Raw genomic sequence first — 17,809 nt, forward strand, 5'->3', positions numbered from 1 at the left:
CTTTCAGGCCTGGCGATCAAGTTTCTTCAGGAACACCGTCATCTCTTTCTCGGCCTGTTTATCGCCATGCGCCAGGGCCGCTTCGATCCCCTTCTCCCACGCCAGCCGCGCTGCGGCACTGTCACCGTTGGCCTGATGTGCCTTGCCCAACAGCTTCCACGCCGCCGAATATTTCGGGTCAAACTCGACGCACTTGTGCAGATGCTCCGCCGCCTTGGCGTTGTCCTTCAAGTCCAGATACCCCTTGCCCAAGCCAAAGCGTAGCAATGAGTTATCCACACCCTTGGCGAGCATTTTTTCCAGGGATTCGAGCATGGCTGTGCATCCTTTAGCTAGGTCGGGTTTTCAATAACGCCATCGCGGACAAACCCGCTTCCATAGCAGGAAAGCGATCTCCTGTGGGAGCGGGCTTGCCCGCGATGAGGGCTGCAGGATCAGCTGAATATGCTGATCAGAAAAAGCTCAGCCCCACGTGGAACAACTTCTCCACATCACGGATATGTTTCTTGTCCACCAGGAACAGGATCACATGGTCACCCGTGGCGATCACCGTGTCGTCGTGGGCAATTATCACTTCTTCGTCGCGAATGATCGCACCAATGGTGGTGCCCGGCGGCAGGCCGATATCGCGGATGGCCTTGCCGATCACCTTGCTCGATTTCGCGTCGCCGTGGGCAATCGCCTCGATGGCTTCCGCCGCGCCACGGCGCAGGGAGTGCACGCTGACGATATCGCCACGGCGCACGTGGGCAAGCAAGGTGCCGATGGTCGCCAGCTGCGGGCTGATGGCGATGTCGATATCGCCGCCCTGGATCAGGTCGACATAGGCCGGGTTGTTGATGATGGTCATCACCTTCTTGGCGCCCAATCGCTTGGCCAGCAAGGACGACATGATGTTGGCCTCGTCATCGTTGGTCAGCGCCAGGAAGATATCGGCGTCGGCGATGTTCTCCTCCATCAGCAGGTCACGGTCCGAGGCACTGCCTTGGAGGACAACGGTGCTGTCGAGGGTGTCGGACAAGTGCCGGCAGCGTGCAGGATTCATCTCGATGATCTTGACCTGATAGCGGCTCTCGATGGCTTCGGCCAGGCGCTCGCCAATCTGTCCGCCACCGGCGATGACGATGCGTTTGTAGGTCTCATCCAGTCGGCGCATTTCGCTCATCACCGCACGAATATTGGCTTTGGCGGCGATGAAAAATACTTCGTCGTCGGCCTCGATCACGGTGTCGCCCTGGGGCAGGATCGGTCGGTCGCGGCGGAAGATCGCCGCCACGCGGGTTTCCACATTCGGCATGTGTTCGCGCAGTTGGCGCAATTGCTGGCCCACCAACGGACCGCCGTAGTAGGCCTTCACTGCCACCAGTTGGGCCTTGCCCTCGGCGAAGTCGATCACCTGCAAGGCCCCGGGAATTTCGATCAGGCGCTTGATGTAATGGGTCACCACCTGTTCCGGGCTGATCAGCACGTCCACTGGAATCGCGTCGTTGTCGAAAAGCCCTGCACGGGTCAGGTAAGCCGCCTCACGCACGCGGGCGATTTTGGTCGGCGTGTGGAACAGGGTGTGGGCGACCTGGCAGGCGACCATATTGGTCTCGTCGCTGTTGGTCACCGCCACCAGCATATCGGCGTCGTCGGCACCGGCCTGGCGCAGCACCGTCGGAAATGACGCGCGGCCCTGCACGGTGCGGATGTCCAGGCGGTCGCCAAGGTTACGCAGGCGTTCGGCATCGGTGTCGACCACAGTGATGTCGTTGGCTTCACTGGCCAAATGTTCGGCCAGCGTGCCACCGACCTGCCCTGCCCCAAGGATGATGATTTTCATCCGGTCACTCCCTTAAACCCATTCAGCCGCGTGCGGCGGCAATCTTGATCAGTTTGGCGTAATAGAAGCCGTCGTGTCCGCCTTCCTGTGCAAGCAATTGGCGACCATGGGGCTGCTTGATGCCGGCGGCCGTGGCGAGATCGAGCTCACGCGCACCGCTGGTACGGGCGAGGAAGGCTTGGATCACCTCGGTGTTTTCGGTGGGCAAGGTCGAGCAGGTGGCGTAGAGCAGGATGCCGCCGACTTCAAGGGTCGGCCACAGTGCGTCGAGCAACTCGCCTTGCAGCACGGCCAGGGCGGCGATGTCGTCGGGTTGGCGGGTCAGCTTGATGTCCGGGTGGCGACGGATCACGCCGGTGGCGGAACAGGGGGCGTCGAGCAGGATGCGCTGGAACGGCTTGCCGTCCCACCAGGTGGCGGTGTCGCGGCCGTCGGCGGCGATCAGCTCGGCACTCAGGCCCAGGCGTGCGAGGTTTTCCCGCACGCGCACCAGGCGCTTGGCTTCCAGGTCGACGGCGACCACACCGGCGAGGTCTTTTTCGACTTCCAGAATGTGACAAGTCTTGCCGCCAGGCGCGCAGCAGGCGTCCAGCACGCGCTGGCCGGGGGCCAGGTCGAGCAGGTCGGCGGCCAGTTGCGCGGCTTCGTCCTGCACGCTGATCCAGCCTTCGGCAAAGCCCGGCAGGCTGCGCACATCGGTGGCGGCGTCGAGCACAATGCCGTCGACGCTGTACACGCAGGCAGTAGCGCCAATGCCCGCGTCCGCCAGCAGTTGCAGGTAGCTGTCCCGGTGGTGATGGCGACGGTTGACCCGCAGGATCATCGGCGGGTGTGCATTGTTGGCCGCGCAAATGGCTTCCCATTGCTCGGGCCAGAAGGCCTTCAGGGACTTTTGCAGCCAGCGCGGGTGGGCGGTGCGCACCACCGGGTCATGCTCCAGCTCGGCCAGCAGCGCTTCGCTTTCACGCTGGGCGCGGCGCAGTACGGCATTGAGCAGCGCCTTGGCCCAGGGCTTTTTCAGTTTATCGGCGCAACCGACGGTTTCGCCGATGGCCGCGTGGGCCGGCACGCGGGTGTAGAGCAATTGGTAGAGGCCTACCAGCAGCAATGCTTCGACATCGGCATCCGCCGCCTTGAAGGGCTTTTGCAGCAGCTTGGCCGCCAGCGCCGACAAGCGCGGCTGCCAGCGTGCAGTGCCGAAGGCCAGGTCCTGGGTGAAGCCACGGTCGCGGTCGTCGACCTTATCCAGTTGCGTGGGCAACGAACTGTTCAGCGAAGCCTTGCCGTTGAGGACGGCGGCGAGAGCCTTGGCGGCGGCCAGACGCGGATTCATTGCGCGACCACCCCGAGAAGCGTGCCCAGGGCAAATTTCTCACGACGGCTGTTGAACAAATCGCTGAAATTAAGCGCCTTGCCCCCGGGCAATTGCAGACGGGTCAGGCACAGCGCCTGCTCACCACAGGCGACCAGCAGGCCGTCCTTGCTGGCGCCGATGATTTCACCGGGAGCGCCTTTACCGTCGGCCAGGGTGGCGGCCAATACCTTCAGGGCTTCGCCATTGAGGCTGCTGTGGCAGATCGGCCACGGGTTGAACGCGCGCACCAGGCGCTCCAGCTCCACGGCCGGGCGGTTCCAGTCGATGCGCGCCTCGTCCTTGTTCAGCTTGTGGGCGTAGGTGGCCAGGCTGTCGTCCTGCACTTCGCCTTCCAGGGTACCGGCGGCGAGCCCGGCGATGGCCTGGATCACGGCAGGCGGGCCCAGTTCGGCCAGGCGATCGTGCAGGCTGCCGCCAGTGTCTTCGGCGGTGATCGGGGTGGTGACTTTGAGCAGCATCGGGCCGGTGTCCAGGCCAGCCTCCATGCGCATCACGGTGACGCCGCTTTCACGGTCACCGGCTTCCACGGCGCGTTGGATCGGCGCCGCGCCGCGCCAGCGCGGCAGCAGCGATGCATGGCTGTTGATGCAACCCAGGCGTGGAATATCCAGCACCGCTTGCGGCAGGATCAGGCCATAAGCGACCACGACCAGCAAATCCGGCTGCAGCGCGGCCAGTTCGGCCTGGGCCTCGGCATTGCGCAGGGTCGGCGGTTGCAGCACAGGAATGTTGTGCTCGAGCGCCAGTTGCTTGACCGGGCTCGGCATCAGTTTTTGCCCGCGACCGGCCGGGCGATCCGGCTGGGTGTACACCGCGACGATGTCATAGGGGCTGGCAAGCAGCGCCTTGAGGTGTTCGGCGGCGAATTCGGGGGTGCCGGCAAAAACAATGCGCAATGGCTCGGTCATGGGAGGTCTCGGTTAAAAGCAGTCACAAAAGAAAAAGGCTTGCCGCAGCAAGCCTTTGGAAGAAGGGCATCAAGCTTGCTGGCGATGCTTTTTTTCCAGCTTCTTCTTGATCCGGTCACGTTTGAGCGTGGACAGGTAATCGACAAACAGCTTGCCGTTGAGGTGGTCGCATTCGTGCTGGATGCAGACTGCCAGCAGGCCTTCGGCAATCAGCTCGAACGGCTTGCCGTCGCGGTCCAGGGCCTTGATCTTCACGCGCAGCGGGCGTTCGACGTTCTCGTAGAACTCCGGCACCGACAGGCAGCCTTCCTGGTATTCGCCCATCTCGTCGGTCAGCGGTTCGAACTCGGGATTGATGTACACCCTCGGTTCGCTGCGGTCTTCCGACAGGTCCATGACCACGACGCGCTGATGCACGTTGACCTGGGTCGCGGCGAGGCCGATGCCCGGGGCTTCATACATTGTTTCAAACATGTCATCGACCAACTGACGAACCTTGTCGTCCACTACGGCCACTGGTTTGGCGATCGTGCGCAGGCGCGAGTCGGGGAATTCGAGGATGTTCAAAATAGCCATAAGCGTAATTGCTGCACATGTGAGGTAGAGGCAAATCGGCGTTGGGATGGACCCAGACAGCCGGTGTGAAAGGCTTGCAAGCCGCGAAGGCTATGGCATTTCACGCGAACGCACATAATAAAGGAGATTCACCCCATGAGGAAATCGCTACTCGTCTTGCTGCTGTGGGCCCCGCTTGCCATGGCCCTGCTTCCTGCACCCGTCCAGCGCCTGGATCCGCCGGCCTATCAGGCTATCCAGCGCTTTTTGTTGCACAACCGCATTCTTGATTCGCCCACCGACCTGGACACCGCGCCCTACATTGTCGCCGCCGGCAACGGCCGGGTATTGGGCGCCCATGACGAGCACGTGCATGCCCGGGGCGACCTGGATCCTGCCCAGCCGGGTTATGCAATCGTGCGACGCGGCAAGGCTTACACCGATCCGCACACCCAGGAGCTGCTGGGTATCAACGCCGATGACATCGGCACCGCACAATTTGTAACCGCAGGTGATCTCACCACCCTCGCCGTGCATCGGGTCACCCAGGAGGTCCGGCCTGGCGATCGCTTGCTGCGCGTCCAACCTGCCATCGATCCGGCCAACTTTGGCGCATCCCGGTCGGCGCCGTTCATTGCGGGGCAGATCATCGATATCCCCAGGGGCGTGACCCAGATCGGCGTGCTGGATGCCGTCACCCTGAACAAAGGCCGCCGTGACGGTGTAGTCGAAGGCCAACTGCTGACATTGATCAAGGCCGGCGCGACCGTGCGCGACACCCTGACTGGCGCACCGGTCACGCTACCGGACGAACGCGCCGGCACGCTGTTGGTGTTTCGCACCTATGAAAAGCTCAGTTATGGCCTGGTGCTCAGTGCTTCCCGACCCCTGGCCGTAATGGATCGTTTCGAGAGTGCTGATCAAACGCAATAAATAGCCTGCTAAATAAGTTACCAACAGAGTTATCCACAGCTTGTTCCGGTCAAGGATGATCAGATGTATCCGATAAACAGCAGTGAAATATCCCCTTCAGAACTGGAAGCCCGACTACGCTTGCACAGGCTGCCGGAGGTGGGCCCGAAGCGTTTTCGCTTATTGATCGAGGCATTCGGCTCGGCCTCAAAGGCGATCAGCGCGCCGGCCAGTGCCTGGCGTTCCCTGGGTTTGCCAGCCATCAGCGCCGAGGCTCGGCGCAGTCACGAGATCCGCGACGGTGCCAGCCGGGCATTGGGCTGGCTTGAGCACCCGGCCCAGCATTTGCTGATGTGGGACCAGCCGGACTACCCCGCCTTGCTTGCCCAGATCGACGATGCGCCGCCGCTTTTATTCGTCGCAGGCGACCCCGGGATCCTGGAAAAACCGCAGCTGGCGATGGTCGGCAGTCGCCGTGCCTCACGCCCAGGCATGGACACCGCCGCTGCCTTTTCCCGCAGCCTGGCCAGCGCCGGTTTTGTCATCACCAGTGGCCTTGCGTTGGGCATTGACGGTGCGGCTCATCAAGCGGCATTGGATGTCGGCGGCCAGACCATCGGCGTGCTCGGCACGGGCCTGGAAAATTTTTATCCACAGCGCCACAAACGCCTGGCAGAAGCGATGATTGCCCATGGCAGCGCAGTGGTTTCCGAGTTTGCGCTGGACGCCGCGCCCCATGCGGCCAACTTTCCACGACGCAACCGAATCATCAGCGGCCTGTCCCTGGGCGTGCTGGTGGTGGAAGCCAGCATCGCCAGTGGCTCGTTGATTACGGCGAAACTGGCGGCTGAACAGGGGCGTGAGGTGTATGCGATTCCGGGCTCTATCCATCATCCCGGCGCCAAGGGCTGCCACCAGTTGATCCGCGACGGCGCGGTACTGGTGGAAACCATCGAGCACATTCTGGAAGGGTTGCGCGGCTGGCAGGCGTTGTCTCGCCCGGTGCCGATACCGGTGGTGCATCCGCTGGTGGCGCTGCTGCACGCGGCGCCTCACACCAGTGAGGGGTTGGCGATTGCCAGCGGGCGCCCGCTGTCCCAGGTGTTGGCGACCCTGACGGAGCTGGAGCTGGAAGGCCAGGTGATCTGCGAAAGCGGGCGCTGGCTTGCGCGCTGCTAGGTTTTGTAACGAAGATCGGTAAACTGCGCAGAGCTTTAGTCCGGAGAGTGAGCAATGGTCAACAGGTGGCGTGTGCTGGAAACCGCACGAGAAATTCGCGCAGGCGCGGTGATCGCCTACCCAACCGAGGCGGTGTGGGGCTTGGGCTGCGATCCGTGGAATGAAGAGGCAGTCGACCGTCTGCTCGCGATCAAGAACCGCTCGGTAGACAAGGGCCTGATCCTGGTGGCGGACAACATTCGCCAGTTCGATTTTCTCTTCGAAGACTTCCCGCAGGACTGGATCGACCGCATGGCCAGCACTTGGCCGGGGCCGAACACCTGGCTGGTGCCCCACCAGGATCTGTTGCCGGAATGGGTGACCGGGATGCACGACACCGTCGCGTTGCGCGTCACCGACCACCCACTGGTGCGGGACCTGTGTTCGCTGGTCGGGCCGTTGATTTCGACGTCGGCCAATCCTCAAGGCCGTCCTGCCGCGCGCACGCGAATTCGCGTGGAGCAGTACTTCCGCGGCCAGGTGGACCTGGTATTGGGCGGCGCCCTGGGTGGGCGCAAGAACCCGAGCCTGATTCGAAACCTGGCAACCGGTGAGGTGGTGCGGCCGTCCTGAGGGCGCATCGTGCCCATCGCCGGCAGGCCCGCTTTAGCTGGCTTGCTGGCGATGGCACCCTCAAGCCTTACGGCAGCAGAATGGTCGACCCGGTGGTGCGACGCCCCGACAGCTCCGTCTGCGCCTTGGCCGCATCCGCCAGCGCAAACCGCTGATTGATATCAATGCGCACCTTGCCGCTCTTGATCATCGAAAACAGGTCGTCAGCCATGGCCTGCAAGTCTTTCGGGTTGCTGGCGTAGGTCGCCAGGGTCGGGCGGGTCACGTACAGCGAGCCCTTGGCTGCCAGAATCCCCAGGTTCACCCCGTCCACTGCGCCTGACGCGTTACCGAAGCTCACCACCAGGCCGCGTGGTGCCACGCTGTCCAAAGAGGTCAGCCAAGTGTCCTTGCCGACGCCGTCGTACACCACCGGGACCTTTTTGCCGTCGGTCAATTCCAGGACGCGCTGTGCGACGTTTTCCTTGCTGTAGTCGATGGTTTCCCAGGCACCGAGGGATTTGGCCAACGCGGCTTTTTCCGGCGAGCTGACCGTACCGATCAGCTTGACGCCCAGCGCCTTGGCCCATTGGCAGGCCAGGGAGCCCACGCCACCGGCAGCGGCGTGGAACAGGATGGTCTCGCCACCCTTGAGCTCATAGGTCTGGCGCAGCAGGTATTGCACGGTCAAGCCCTTGAGCATGGCACCGGCGGCTTGTTCGAAGCTGATGTCGTCCGGCAGGTGCACCAGGTTGGCGGCGGGCAGCACGTGCAATTCGCTGTAGGCGCCCAGCGGGCCGCTGCCATAGGCCACGCGGTCGCCGACCTTGAACTGGCTGACCTCACTGCCGACCGCATCGACCACGCCGGCGCCTTCCGCGCCTAGGCCCGATGGCAAGGCCGGCGGCGCGTAGAGCCCACTGCGAAAATAGGTGTCGATGAAGTTCAGGCCAATGGCCTCGTTACGCACGCGAACCTGCTGCGGGCCAGGCTCTGCCGGCGTGTAGTCCACATACTCAAGCACTTCGGGGCCGCCATGGGCGCTGAACTGGATACGTTTGGCCATCTGCACTTCTCCTGAGGTCTATTTCGCGTAGGCCACTATCCCACTCCTAAGCTTGATCTTCGTCAACTGCGGCGACACAGGGTGCAGTGGTATCCTGTGCGCCCATTTGCCGCCGACGCCCAATGGCCTCGCGTAGCTTTGCCCGATTCAAGGTGATGCCATGACTACCCGCACCGAGGCTGTAAAGGCCTACCTGCTTGACCTGCAAGACCGCATTTGCAGCGCCCTGGAAACCTTCGAGACGGACACTCGCTTCATCGAAGACGCCTGGACCCGGCCTGCCGGCGGCGGGGGTCGCACCCGTGTGATCGAAAACGGGTCGGTGATCGAAAAAGGCGGCGTTAACTTTTCCCACGTGTTCGGTAGCGGCCTCCCACCGTCCGCCAGCGCGCATCGCCCCGAGCTGGCCGGTCGCGGGTTTGAAGCCCTGGGCGTGTCGCTGGTGATCCACCCGCACAACCCGCATGTGCCGACTTCCCACGCCAACGTGCGTTTTTTCATCGCTGAAAAAGACGGCGAAGAGCCGGTGTGGTGGTTCGGTGGCGGCTTCGACCTCACGCCCTACTACGGCAACGAAGAAGACTGCATCCACTGGCACCGTGTGGCCGAGCAGGCCTGTGCGCCGTTCGGTGCAGAGGTCTACTCGCGCTATAAGGCCTGGTGCGACAGCTACTTCCACATCAAGCATCGCAACGAGCCCCGGGGTATCGGCGGGCTGTTCTTCGATGACCTGAACGAGTGGGACTTCGACACCTGCTTCGCCTTCATCCGCGCGATCGGCGACGCCTACATCGACGCTTACCTGCCCATTGTGCAGCGCCGCAAAGCCATGGCTTACACCGAGCAGCAGCGCGAATTCCAGGAGTTTCGCCGCGGCCGCTACGTTGAGTTCAACCTGGTCTACGACCGCGGCACCCTGTTCGGACTGCAGTCGGGCGGGCGTACCGAGTCGATCCTGATGTCGCTGCCGCCGCAAGTGCGCTGGAGCTACGACTGGAAAGCCGCAGCCGGCAGCGAAGAAGCACGCCTCACTGACTACTTCCTGCAAGACCGCGACTGGCTTGGCGTGGCTGCGCCCAAGGCGGCCGTCTGATGGATCGTTACGTGGTATTCGGCAACCCTATCGGCCACAGCAAGTCGCCGCTGATTCACCGGATGTTCGCCGAGCAGACCGGCGAGCACCTGGACTACAGCACCCTGCTGGCGCCGCTGGAGGATTTCACCGGCTGCGCCCGTGAGTTTTTTCAGCAGGGCCGTGGTGCCAACGTCACCGTGCCGTTCAAGGAAGACGCCTACCGCCTGGCCAATACCTTGACCGAACGTGCCCAACGCGCCGGTGCTGTGAACACCCTGAGCAAACTGGCCGACGGCACCGTGCTCGGCGATAACACCGACGGCGCCGGCCTGGTGCGCGACCTGACGGTCAACGCCGGGTTAAGCCTGCAGGGCAAACGCATTCTGTTGCTGGGTGCCGGTGGTGCGGTGCGCGGCGCGCTGGAGCCGTTGCTGGCCGAGCGGCCCGCCTCATTGATCATCGCCAACCGCACGGTGGAAAAAGCCGAATTGCTCGCCGAGCTGTTCGACGATCTGGGCCCGGTGTCCGCCAGTGGTTTCGATTGGCTGCGTGAGCCGGTGGACGTGATCATCAACGCCACGTCCGCCAGCCTGTCAGGCGATGTACCGCCGATTGCCGGCAGCCTGATCGAACCGGGCAAGACGTTCTGCTACGACATGATGTACGCCAAGGAACCGACCGCGTTCTGTCGCTGGGCTACCGAGCAAGGTGCGGCCGTGGCGATGGATGGCCTGGGCATGCTGGTGGAACAGGCCGCGGAAGCGTTCTTCCTGTGGCGCGGCGTGCGCCCGGAGTCGGCCCCGGTTTTAGCTGAACTGCGGCGACAGCTGGCCTGACGCTATCTGATGTGGGCATGGCCAATGTGGGAGCTGGCTTGCCTGCGATAGCGGTGGGTCAGCCACACACCTGGCACTGATACACCGCAATCGCAGGCAAGCCAGCTCCCACAGGTTTAACCGCGTTCAGTCTTCGAAATGGATGGGGCATTTATCCGCCCCTTCCAGCTTTTTCAACTCTTCCACTACTTGTGGCCTGGCCCGGCGCAACGTCAGGCTACGCCCCAACCCCCGCAACCGCCGCGCTTCCTGGTGCAGCATCTCGACGCCGGAATAGTCGATAAAGTTGATCTGCTGCGCCTCGATCACCACCCGCTCGCCCGAAAGGCTTTGCAGGCGCACTTGCAGGTAATGGCTGGCGCCGAAAAAGATCGAGCCGCCCACGCGCAACACATCTTCATCTCCGTCGCGCCACTGCTGGACCCTCGGTTGTGACGTGCGCTTGAGGTAGAAAAACAGCGAAGCCAGCACCCCCGCGTAGATCGCAGTTTGCAGCTCCAGCAACAACGTGGCGACGCACGTCAGGCTCATCACCACAAACTCGGCGCGGCTGACCCGGAACAATGCGCGAATGCCGCGTTGGTCAACCAGGCCCCAGCAAATCAGCAAGATGCTGGCGGCCATGCTCGGGATCGGAATATGCGCGATCAGCGCCGCACCAAACAGTGCGAAGAGCGCCACCCAGAGGGCAGAAAACACCCCGGCCAAGGGTGAGCAGGCACCGGCCTCGTAGCTGAGGCCGGAGCGGGTGAAGGAACCGGCTGACAGATAGCCGGAGAAAAATCCGCCAACAATATTGGATAAACCCTGCGCGCGAACTTCCTGGTTCGCATCGAGCAATTGTTGCGAGCGCGCCGACAGCGAGCGGGCAATCGACAGGCTGGTCACCAGCCCCAGCATGCCCACCGCAACGGCGCTGGGCAGCAGGCGCAGGATCATGTCCAGGTCCATCGGCAACGGGCTGAACGGTGGCAGCTTGCCGGTAAACGAACTGACCAGCGCCACATGCCCGAACATCGCCGGCCATACCCAGGCGGCCAGGCTGCCAAGGGCCAGCGCGATCAGCAGTGTCGGCCAGCGCGGCACCAGCACTTTGAGCAACGCCCCCACCAGCAACGTGCCTAAACCGAGGCCCAAGGAAGCGTGGTCCCACTCGCCGCCATGGTCGATCAGCGCCAGCAGGCTGTTGATCGCTGTGGCCTGGCTGGGCAAATCCAGCCCGAGCAGATTAGGCAATTGCCCCAGGGCGATCACCACGGCGGCGCCGAGGGTGAAACCCAGCACCACCGAATGCGAGACGAAATTCACCAGCGCGCCGAAGCGCAACATGCCCAGCAGCCACTGGAACACGCCGGCGAGGAAGGTCAGCAGCAGGATCAAGGTGATGTAGTCCTGTGATCCGGGCACGGCCAACGGGCTGACGCTGGCGTAGAGCACGATGGAAATCGCCGCCGTGGGGCCGCAGATCAGGTGCCAGGACGAGCCCCAGAGGCAGGCGATCAGCACCGGGATGATGGCGGCGTACAGGCCGTATTCGGGTGGGAGCCCGGCAATCAGCGCGTAGGCAATCGACTGCGGCAAGGCGAGCACGGCACCGCTGAGGCCGACCATCGCGTCGCGGCCGACACTGGCGCGGGTCTGGCGCGGGAGCCAGGCGAGGAAGGGGAAGAGTGATTGGCGGGTGGGCCGGGGCATCGGGCTGCTCGAAATACTGTAGGAGCTGGCGGGCCAGCGAAGGTAAGTAACGATAACGCGGGTTGTCTGAAAAAACGCGGCGTTTTCGAGTGCTTCGCCGGCAAGCCGGCTCCTACAGGGGGTGGTGTTGCCTTCAGAGTTTGGCTTTTACGGCGGCCAGTGCATCCTGGCCATCCACGGTTTTCACGCCGTCCAGCCACTTGTCCAACACCGCCGGGTTAGCCTTGATCCACGCCTTCGCCGCATCGGCATTGCTGACTTTGTTGTTGGCCACCTGCGCCATGATCGCGTTCTCCATGTCCTGGGTGAAACTCAGGTTGGTCAGCAGTTTTCCGACATTCGGGCAGGCTTGTGCATAACCCTTGCGGGTCAAGGTGTACACGCTGCCGGTGTCACCGAAGTACTTTTCGCCACCCTTGAGGTAATGCATTTTCAGCTGCACGTTCATCGGGTGCGGCGTCCAGCCGAGGAAGGTCACGAACTTCTGTTTCTTCACTGCCCGCGACACCTCGGCAAGCATCGCCTGTTCGCTGGATTCCACCAGTTTCCACTGGCCAAGGTCGAAGTCATTCTTCTTGATGATCTCCTGCAGCGAGATATTCGCCGGCGCGCCGGAGCCGATGCCGTAGATCTTCTTGTCGAACTTGTCGGCAAATTTGTTCAGGTCGGCGAAGTCATGTACCCCGGCGTCCCACACATAGTCCGGTACGGCGAGGGTGAACTCGGTGCCGTCGAGGTTTTTCGCCAGTTGCACCACATCGCCATTGGCCACGAACTTGTCGTAGAAGCCCTGTTGCGCCGGCATCCAGTTGCCCAGGAACACATCCACCTGGCCATCCTTGAGCCCGCCAAAGGTGATCGGCACCGCCAGGGTATCGACCTTGGCCTTGTAGCCCATGCCGCTCAACAGGAAACCGGTGATGGCATTGGTCGCGGCAATGTCGCTCCAGCCTGGATCGGCCATCTTCACCGTCTCACAACCGGTGTCGGCGTACACGTTGGCGCAGCTTAACGCCAGCATGCCCAGCACCACAGTCAATTTTTGCATGGCCTTCCCTCTGTATTTATTGGTTTTGGCAGGGTTGTGGATAACGTGCCTTGCGCTCCAGGTCGTCGAGGTCGATATGGTTGCGCATGTATTGCTGACTGGCGTCGACCAGTGGCTGGTGGTCCCAGCTCTTCAGCTTGCCTTGGGTCAGCGCCTCAAACACCAGGCGACGACGGCGTTGGCTGGCGAGCACCTGCTGGTGGATCGCCGGGATGTCCCATTTGGCCCGCGCTTCACGCAAAAACGCCTCGAACCGTGGCCGGTGTTCCGGTGCGTGGCTGAGGTCCTCCCGCTCGTGCGGGTCGTTATGTACATCAAACAACAGGCAAGGATCGTCCTCACTGTAGATGAACTTGTAGGCGCCACGGCGGATCATCATCAGCGGGCTGATGGTGCCTTCGGCCATGTATTCGCCGAACACTTCGTCGTGCCCGCCCTGCCCCAGCAAGTGCGGGAGCAGCGAGCGGCCATCCAGCGGCAGGCGTGGGTCCAGCTCGCCGCCGGCCAGCTCCACCAGGGTCGGCAACAGGTCGGCAGTGGAAACGGCGTGGGTCACGCGGCCCGCAGCAAACTGCCCCGGCGCATTGACCAGCAGCGGCACGCGCGCAGCCATTTCAAACCAGTGCATTTTGTACCAGAGGCCGCGCTCGCCAAGCATGTCGCCATGGTCGCCGGAGAAGATGATGATCGTGTCATCGGCCAGGCCGGTGTCTTCCAGGGTTTGCAGGAGCTTGCCGACATTGCTGTCGATATAGCTGCACGCGCCGAAGTAGGCGCGGCGGGCATCGCGGATCTTGGCCAGCGGCAGCGGCTTGTCCCACAGGTCGTAGACCTTGAGCAGGCGTTGCGAATGCGGGTCGAGGTCGCCTTGCGCGGGTGTTGCAGGCAAAGGAATGTCGGCATCGTCGTACAGTTCCCAGAACGGCTTGGGAATGGTGTACGGGTCGTGCGGGTGGGTCATCGACACGGTCAGGCAGAACGGCTGGTCGCCGTCTTCGCGGATATGGTCGAACAGGTATTGCTGGGCCTTGAACACCACCTCTTCGTCGAAATCCAGCTGATTGGTGCGCACACAAGGGCCGGCTTGCAGCACCGAGGACATGTTGTGGTACCAGCTGGGGCGTACGTCCGGCTCATCCCAATTGACTGCCCAACCGTAGTCGGCCGGGTAGATATCGCTGGTCAGGCGTTCTTCATAGCCATGCAACTGATCGGGGCCACAGAAATGCATCTTGCCCGACAGCGCCGTGCGGTAACCGAGACGACGCAGGTAGTGGGCATAGGTCGGGACATCGGCGGGAAAATCTGCTGCGTTGTCGTAGGCGCCGATCTTGCTCGGCAACTGGCCGCTGACCAGGGTAAATCGCGACGGCGCACACAGCGGGCTATTGCAATAAGCGGCGTCGAACACCACACCCTGCGCGGCGAGGCGGCTCAGGTTGGGCAACTTGATCGGGGAAGGTCCGTAGAACGGAAGCAGCGGCGCGGCCATTTGATCGGCCATGATGAAAAGAATGTTCTTGCGCTTCATGGGTCTTCGGCATTCCATAGGCGGTGTTTATGCGAATCAGCATGCAGCCCATGGAAAATGGGGTAAAGCCCATGAAAAGCAATGTCTAGGATAAGCACAGCTTATGTATGAAGCCCTCGGTGACCTGTCCCTCGACCTGTTGCGCGCCTTCGAAGCCGCCGCGCGCCACCGCAGCTTTACCTCGGCAGCGATGGAGCTGGGCACCACCCAGCCCGCGATCAGCCAGCAGATCAAGCGCCTGGAAGAACAGCTGGCGATCCGCCTGTTCGATCGCATCTACCGTGGCATCGAGCTGACCGACGCCGGTGCCCTGCTGTTCGAGCATGTGCAAGGCGGCCTGCAAAGCATTAATCACGGCCTCAGCGCGATTACCCAGCAGGACCAGCATGAAGTGCTGCAAGTGGCCACCGACTTCGCCTTCGCCGCCTATTGGCTGATGCCGCGCTTGCATCGCTTCCACCAGGCCAACCCTCAGGTCGACGTGAGCCTGGTGACCAGCGAGCGCAACCACGCGACCCTGCGCAGCGATATCGACGTCGCAGTGCTCTTCGGTGATGGTCGGTTCAAACAGGGCGACAGCCTGTGGCTGTTCAACGAGGAAGTATTCCCGGTCTGCAGCCCGCAGTGGCTCAAGGACCAGGCCGTGCCGCTGACCGTTCAGAATTTGCAGGATTTCCCCTTGCTGCACCTGCGCCAGGAAAACAACAGCCAATGGTTCGACTGGAGTGGTGTGTTTCGCGAGCTGGGCATCAGCACCGCGCCCACCCCGGGGCAACTGCGCTTCGACAACTACACCCTGCTGATCCAGGCGGCGATTGCCGGCCAGGGCGTGGCCATCGGCTGGCGCCACCTGGTGGATAACCTGCTGGAACAGAACTGGCTGTGCCGGCCAATCGGCGACACCGTGATCTCGCGCTTCGGCTATTACGTGGTGCAACCCCAGCGCAAGCGGCGTGGGCAACTGGTCGAGCGTTTTGTCGACTGGCTGGTGGCGGAGCAGGCCAGCAGCGCGCAGTCGCTGACCGGGCTGGCCCTGCCATCGATTGCGGTCTAGGATTTGGCGCACAGTGGATCCGGAGTCCGACATGCAACGTATCAAGGGCTACCACGCCCACATCTACTTTGACGCCAGCACCATCGACCAGGCGCGGGCCTTGTGCGAGGACGGTGCCAGGCTGTTTCCGCTGCGCATGGGCCGCGTGCATGAACGGCCCGTCGGCCCGCACCCGGACTGGAGTTGCCAACTGGCGTTCGACGCCGAATACATCGGCGTGGTGTTGCCGTGGCTGGCGCTCAACCGCAATGGCCTGGTGGTGTTCCTGCACCCCGATACCGGCGATGACCTGAAAGATCACACCGACTACGCGATCTGGATGGGGGCGATGCGCGAATTGGACCTGTCTATTTTCTGACCTGCGCCCTGATGCAGGAGCCGGCCTGTCGGCGATAGCGCCTCAAGAGCGCTATTGCCGCCAGGCCGGTTCCTTTGCACGCGATCTCCCTATATATGGGATGTGTATTTATATATTGAGACTTGCGTACGCCTGGGTTTATATTCGCTGCATCCGCTCAGAACTCAGGTGAAGCGATGCAGGCGCAATTGATCGCGCTCGATTGGGGGACCAGCTCCCTTCGTGCTTACAAACTCGGCCCGGCGGGTGTGGTGCTGGAACAGCGCGCGCTGGCGTCCGGCATCATGCACTTGCCCAGCGAGCCCCGGGATATTGCCGGCGTGCGCTGCAGCGATGGCTTCGAGTTGGCGTTCGATGCGGCGTGCGGCGACTGGCTCGACGCCGAGCCAGGCTTGCCGGTGATCGCCTGCGGCATGGTCGGCAGCGCCCAGGGCTGGAGCGAAGCGGCTTATCGCAATACCCCCGTGGACGTCGCGAGCCTCGGCAAGGCCTTGCACACCGTGCGCAGTCTGCGCGGCGTGGCGGTGCACATCGTGCCGGGAGTGATCGAGCAGGTCGGCTTGCCCAACGTGATGCGCGGCGAAGAAACCCAGGTGCTGGGCGTGCTGCAAAGCCTACCGAGCACCGCTGAAGTCTTGATCGGCCTGCCCGGCAGTCATTCCAAATGGGTCGAGGTGGTCGACGGTTGCATCACTCACTTCGACACCTTCATGACCGGCGAGCTGTTCGCGGTACTGAGCAAGCACAGCATTCTCGGGCGTACGCAAAAGGTCGCCGAGCAGTTTCAGGCCGACGCGTTTGATCGCGGCGTGCAGGTGGCGCTCTCCAGGGACGGCCAGCGTGGCGTGCTGTCGACGCTGTTCAGCGCACGCGCGCTGGGCCTCACTGCCGAACTCGCCCCGGAGCAACAACCCGATTACTTGTCTGGCCTGCTGATCGGCCATGAACTCGCCGGCTTGCCTGGCCACGCCAGACAAACGCCGATCATCCTGGTCGGTGCTGGCGCCCTCTGCGCCCGCTACCAACGCGCCCTCGCCTTGTGCGGTTTCGCCCACGTCAGCCTGGCGCAGGAAGCGACCGAGCGTGGCCTGTGGCAATTGGCCGTGGCGGCCGGGCTCACTCAACCTGCAACGGAGGCCTGACATGCTCAAGCAAGCACTCGCACAAAACGGTTTGATCGCGATTCTGCGCGGGGTACGCCCGGACGAAGCCCAAGCCATCGGCCAAGTGCTGTACCAGGCGGGCTTTCGGGTGATCGAAGTCCCGCTGAACTCGCCCGACCCGTACACCAGCATCCGCACCTTGCGCGACAGCCTGCCCGCCGATTGCCTGATCGGTGCCGGCACGGTGTTGACGCCCGAGCAGGTCGAGCAGGTGCAGGCCGCCGGAGGCCAGGTGATCGTCATGCCCCACAGCGATGCCAAGGTGTTGCGCGCGGCGAAAGCCGCCGGCCTGTACCTGTCGCCCGGCGTGGCCACGCCTACCGAGGCCTTCGCCGCCTTGGCCGAAGGTGCCGACGTGTTGAAGCTGTTCCCGGCCGAGCAAATGTGCCCTTCGGTGATCAAGGCGTGGCTGGCGGTATTGCCGGCAGGCACGTTGCTGCTGCCAGTGGGCGGTATCACCCCGGACAACATGCAGGTGTTCATCGACGCCGGCGCCAAGGGCTTCGGGTTGGGGTCGGGATTGTTCAAACCGGGTATGACAGTGGATCAGGTAGCGAGCCGCGCCCAGGCTTATGTCGCCGCCTGGAAAGCCCTGAGCTGATATCAAGTTCCGCGCCTGCAGGCGCCGCATCTATAAG

The 17,809-nt window shown here is 62.9% G+C and carries 18 protein-coding genes; 9 read left to right on the forward strand and 9 right to left on the reverse strand.

Annotation, left to right across the window (positions count from 1 at the left end; all coding sequences use genetic code 11):
- Positions 1 to 3: 3 nt before the first annotated feature.
- The 5 genes from JFU04_RS29640 to def form a co-directional block, all read right to left on the reverse strand.
- Entirely contained in the window at positions 4 to 315 is a 312-nt protein-coding gene (locus tag JFU04_RS29640; RefSeq protein WP_106805565.1) for a tetratricopeptide repeat protein, read from the reverse strand.
- Between the two features lie 136 nt (positions 316 to 451).
- Complete coding sequence (trkA, locus tag JFU04_RS29645; protein ID WP_065902713.1) at positions 452 to 1,825, reverse strand: Trk system potassium transporter TrkA; 1,374 nt, start codon at positions 1,823 to 1,825, stop codon at positions 452 to 454.
- 22 nt (positions 1,826 to 1,847) lie between these two features.
- Positions 1,848 to 3,158, reverse strand: coding sequence for a 16S rRNA (cytosine(967)-C(5))-methyltransferase RsmB (gene rsmB, locus JFU04_RS29650; RefSeq protein WP_201146228.1), 1,311 nt, complete (start codon positions 3,156 to 3,158; stop codon positions 1,848 to 1,850).
- A complete protein-coding gene (gene fmt, locus JFU04_RS29655) occupies positions 3,155 to 4,108 on the reverse strand; it encodes a methionyl-tRNA formyltransferase (protein ID WP_065902717.1) in 954 nt (317 codons plus the stop codon). The genes rsmB and fmt overlap by 4 nt, the downstream gene beginning before the upstream one ends.
- Before the next feature lie 69 nt (positions 4,109 to 4,177).
- Positions 4,178 to 4,684, reverse strand: coding sequence for a peptide deformylase (def, locus tag JFU04_RS29660; protein ID WP_053127413.1), 507 nt, complete (start codon positions 4,682 to 4,684; stop codon positions 4,178 to 4,180).
- Between the two features lie 135 nt (positions 4,685 to 4,819).
- Here def and JFU04_RS29665 point away from each other — a divergent pair, with 135 nt between their 5' ends.
- From JFU04_RS29665 to JFU04_RS29675, 3 genes are all read left to right on the forward strand, one after another.
- Positions 4,820 to 5,596, forward strand: a complete 777-nt coding sequence (locus JFU04_RS29665) for a peptidoglycan-binding protein (protein WP_201146230.1) — start codon at positions 4,820 to 4,822, stop codon at positions 5,594 to 5,596.
- A gap of 63 nt (positions 5,597 to 5,659) precedes the next feature.
- Positions 5,660 to 6,754: a DNA-processing protein DprA gene (dprA, locus tag JFU04_RS29670; RefSeq protein ID WP_065902719.1), complete on the forward strand. Its 1,095-nt coding sequence runs from the start codon at positions 5,660 to 5,662 to the stop codon at positions 6,752 to 6,754.
- Positions 6,755 to 6,808: 54 nt separating this feature from the next.
- Positions 6,809 to 7,366 (forward strand): L-threonylcarbamoyladenylate synthase, encoded by a 558-nt coding sequence (locus JFU04_RS29675; protein WP_065902720.1) that lies wholly within the window; start codon positions 6,809 to 6,811, stop codon positions 7,364 to 7,366.
- A 67-nt stretch (positions 7,367 to 7,433) separates the two neighbouring features.
- On the opposite strand, the gene JFU04_RS29680 is transcribed toward JFU04_RS29675, so the two are convergent.
- On the reverse strand, positions 7,434 to 8,411 hold the full coding sequence (locus JFU04_RS29680; RefSeq protein WP_065902722.1) for an NADPH:quinone reductase: 978 nt from the start codon (positions 8,409 to 8,411) through the stop codon (positions 7,434 to 7,436).
- Positions 8,412 to 8,571: 160 nt separating this feature from the next.
- Here JFU04_RS29680 and hemF point away from each other — a divergent pair, with 160 nt between their 5' ends.
- Positions 8,572 to 9,504, forward strand: coding sequence for an oxygen-dependent coproporphyrinogen oxidase (hemF, locus tag JFU04_RS29685; protein WP_065902724.1), 933 nt, complete (start codon positions 8,572 to 8,574; stop codon positions 9,502 to 9,504).
- Positions 9,504 to 10,322, forward strand: a complete 819-nt coding sequence (aroE, locus tag JFU04_RS29690) for a shikimate dehydrogenase (protein WP_106805561.1) — start codon at positions 9,504 to 9,506, stop codon at positions 10,320 to 10,322. Before hemF ends, aroE begins: the two co-directional genes overlap by 1 nt.
- A 126-nt stretch (positions 10,323 to 10,448) precedes the next feature.
- Here the strand turns inward: aroE and JFU04_RS29695 are convergent, their stop codons facing one another.
- The 3 genes from JFU04_RS29695 to betC all read right to left on the reverse strand — a co-directional run bounded on the left by JFU04_RS29695 (position 10,449) and on the right by betC (position 14,596).
- The gene (locus JFU04_RS29695; RefSeq protein ID WP_120447310.1) at positions 10,449 to 12,017 is read right to left on the reverse strand and encodes a SulP family inorganic anion transporter; all 1,569 of its coding nucleotides are present in this window, start codon (positions 12,015 to 12,017) and stop codon (positions 10,449 to 10,451) included.
- Positions 12,018 to 12,150: 133 nt separating this feature from the next.
- Positions 12,151 to 13,065, reverse strand: coding sequence for a choline ABC transporter substrate-binding protein (choX, locus tag JFU04_RS29700; RefSeq protein WP_065902727.1), 915 nt, complete (start codon positions 13,063 to 13,065; stop codon positions 12,151 to 12,153).
- A gap of 16 nt (positions 13,066 to 13,081) precedes the next feature.
- Positions 13,082 to 14,596, reverse strand: a complete 1,515-nt coding sequence (gene betC, locus JFU04_RS29705; RefSeq protein ID WP_201146232.1) for a choline-sulfatase — start codon at positions 14,594 to 14,596, stop codon at positions 13,082 to 13,084.
- A 103-nt stretch (positions 14,597 to 14,699) separates the two neighbouring features.
- Here betC and JFU04_RS29710 point away from each other — a divergent pair, with 103 nt between their 5' ends.
- The 4 genes from JFU04_RS29710 (at position 14,700) to JFU04_RS29725 (ending at position 17,772) form a co-directional block, all read left to right on the forward strand.
- The gene (locus JFU04_RS29710) at positions 14,700 to 15,650 is read left to right on the forward strand and encodes a choline sulfate utilization transcriptional regulator (RefSeq protein WP_201146234.1); all 951 of its coding nucleotides are present in this window, start codon (positions 14,700 to 14,702) and stop codon (positions 15,648 to 15,650) included.
- A 31-nt stretch (positions 15,651 to 15,681) separates the two neighbouring features.
- Positions 15,682 to 16,008, forward strand: a complete 327-nt coding sequence (locus JFU04_RS29715; RefSeq protein ID WP_065902730.1) for a DOPA 4,5-dioxygenase family protein — start codon at positions 15,682 to 15,684, stop codon at positions 16,006 to 16,008.
- Positions 16,009 to 16,184: 176 nt separating this feature from the next.
- Entirely contained in the window at positions 16,185 to 17,150 is a 966-nt protein-coding gene (locus JFU04_RS29720; protein WP_201146236.1) for a 2-dehydro-3-deoxygalactonokinase, read from the forward strand.
- A gap of 1 nt (position 17,151) precedes the next feature.
- Positions 17,152 to 17,772 (forward strand): 2-dehydro-3-deoxy-6-phosphogalactonate aldolase, encoded by a 621-nt coding sequence (locus tag JFU04_RS29725; RefSeq protein WP_201146237.1) that lies wholly within the window; start codon positions 17,152 to 17,154, stop codon positions 17,770 to 17,772.
- The last annotated feature ends 37 nt before the right edge of the window (positions 17,773 to 17,809 follow it).

Origin of the sequence: Pseudomonas sp. TH21, from assembly GCF_016651025.1 — a bacterium.
Taxonomy (GTDB): Bacteria; Pseudomonadota; Gammaproteobacteria; order Pseudomonadales; family Pseudomonadaceae; genus Aquipseudomonas; species Aquipseudomonas aylmerensis.

Coding starts and splice junctions, on each gene's coding strand:
- JFU04_RS29640 (WP_106805565.1), bottom strand. CDS start 315: ATGCTCGAATCCCTGGAAAAAATGCTCGCCAAGGGTGTGGATAACTCA.
- trkA (WP_065902713.1), bottom strand. CDS start 1,825: ATGAAAATCATCATCCTTGGGGCAGGGCAGGTCGGTGGCACGCTGGCC.
- rsmB (WP_201146228.1), bottom strand. CDS start 3,158: ATGAATCCGCGTCTGGCCGCCGCCAAGGCTCTCGCCGCCGTCCTCAAC.
- fmt (WP_065902717.1), bottom strand. CDS start 4,108: ATGACCGAGCCATTGCGCATTGTTTTTGCCGGCACCCCCGAATTCGCC.
- def (WP_053127413.1), bottom strand. CDS start 4,684: ATGGCTATTTTGAACATCCTCGAATTCCCCGACTCGCGCCTGCGCACG.
- JFU04_RS29665 (WP_201146230.1), top strand. CDS start 4,820: ATGAGGAAATCGCTACTCGTCTTGCTGCTGTGGGCCCCGCTTGCCATG.
- dprA (WP_065902719.1), top strand. CDS start 5,660: ATGTATCCGATAAACAGCAGTGAAATATCCCCTTCAGAACTGGAAGCC.
- JFU04_RS29675 (WP_065902720.1), top strand. CDS start 6,809: ATGGTCAACAGGTGGCGTGTGCTGGAAACCGCACGAGAAATTCGCGCA.
- JFU04_RS29680 (WP_065902722.1), bottom strand. CDS start 8,411: ATGGCCAAACGTATCCAGTTCAGCGCCCATGGCGGCCCCGAAGTGCTT.
- hemF (WP_065902724.1), top strand. CDS start 8,572: ATGACTACCCGCACCGAGGCTGTAAAGGCCTACCTGCTTGACCTGCAA.
- aroE (WP_106805561.1), top strand. CDS start 9,504: ATGGATCGTTACGTGGTATTCGGCAACCCTATCGGCCACAGCAAGTCG.
- JFU04_RS29695 (WP_120447310.1), bottom strand. CDS start 12,017: ATGCCCCGGCCCACCCGCCAATCACTCTTCCCCTTCCTCGCCTGGCTC.
- choX (WP_065902727.1), bottom strand. CDS start 13,065: ATGCAAAAATTGACTGTGGTGCTGGGCATGCTGGCGTTAAGCTGCGCC.
- betC (WP_201146232.1), bottom strand. CDS start 14,596: ATGAAGCGCAAGAACATTCTTTTCATCATGGCCGATCAAATGGCCGCG.
- JFU04_RS29710 (WP_201146234.1), top strand. CDS start 14,700: ATGTATGAAGCCCTCGGTGACCTGTCCCTCGACCTGTTGCGCGCCTTC.
- JFU04_RS29715 (WP_065902730.1), top strand. CDS start 15,682: ATGCAACGTATCAAGGGCTACCACGCCCACATCTACTTTGACGCCAGC.
- JFU04_RS29720 (WP_201146236.1), top strand. CDS start 16,185: ATGCAGGCGCAATTGATCGCGCTCGATTGGGGGACCAGCTCCCTTCGT.
- JFU04_RS29725 (WP_201146237.1), top strand. CDS start 17,152: ATGCTCAAGCAAGCACTCGCACAAAACGGTTTGATCGCGATTCTGCGC.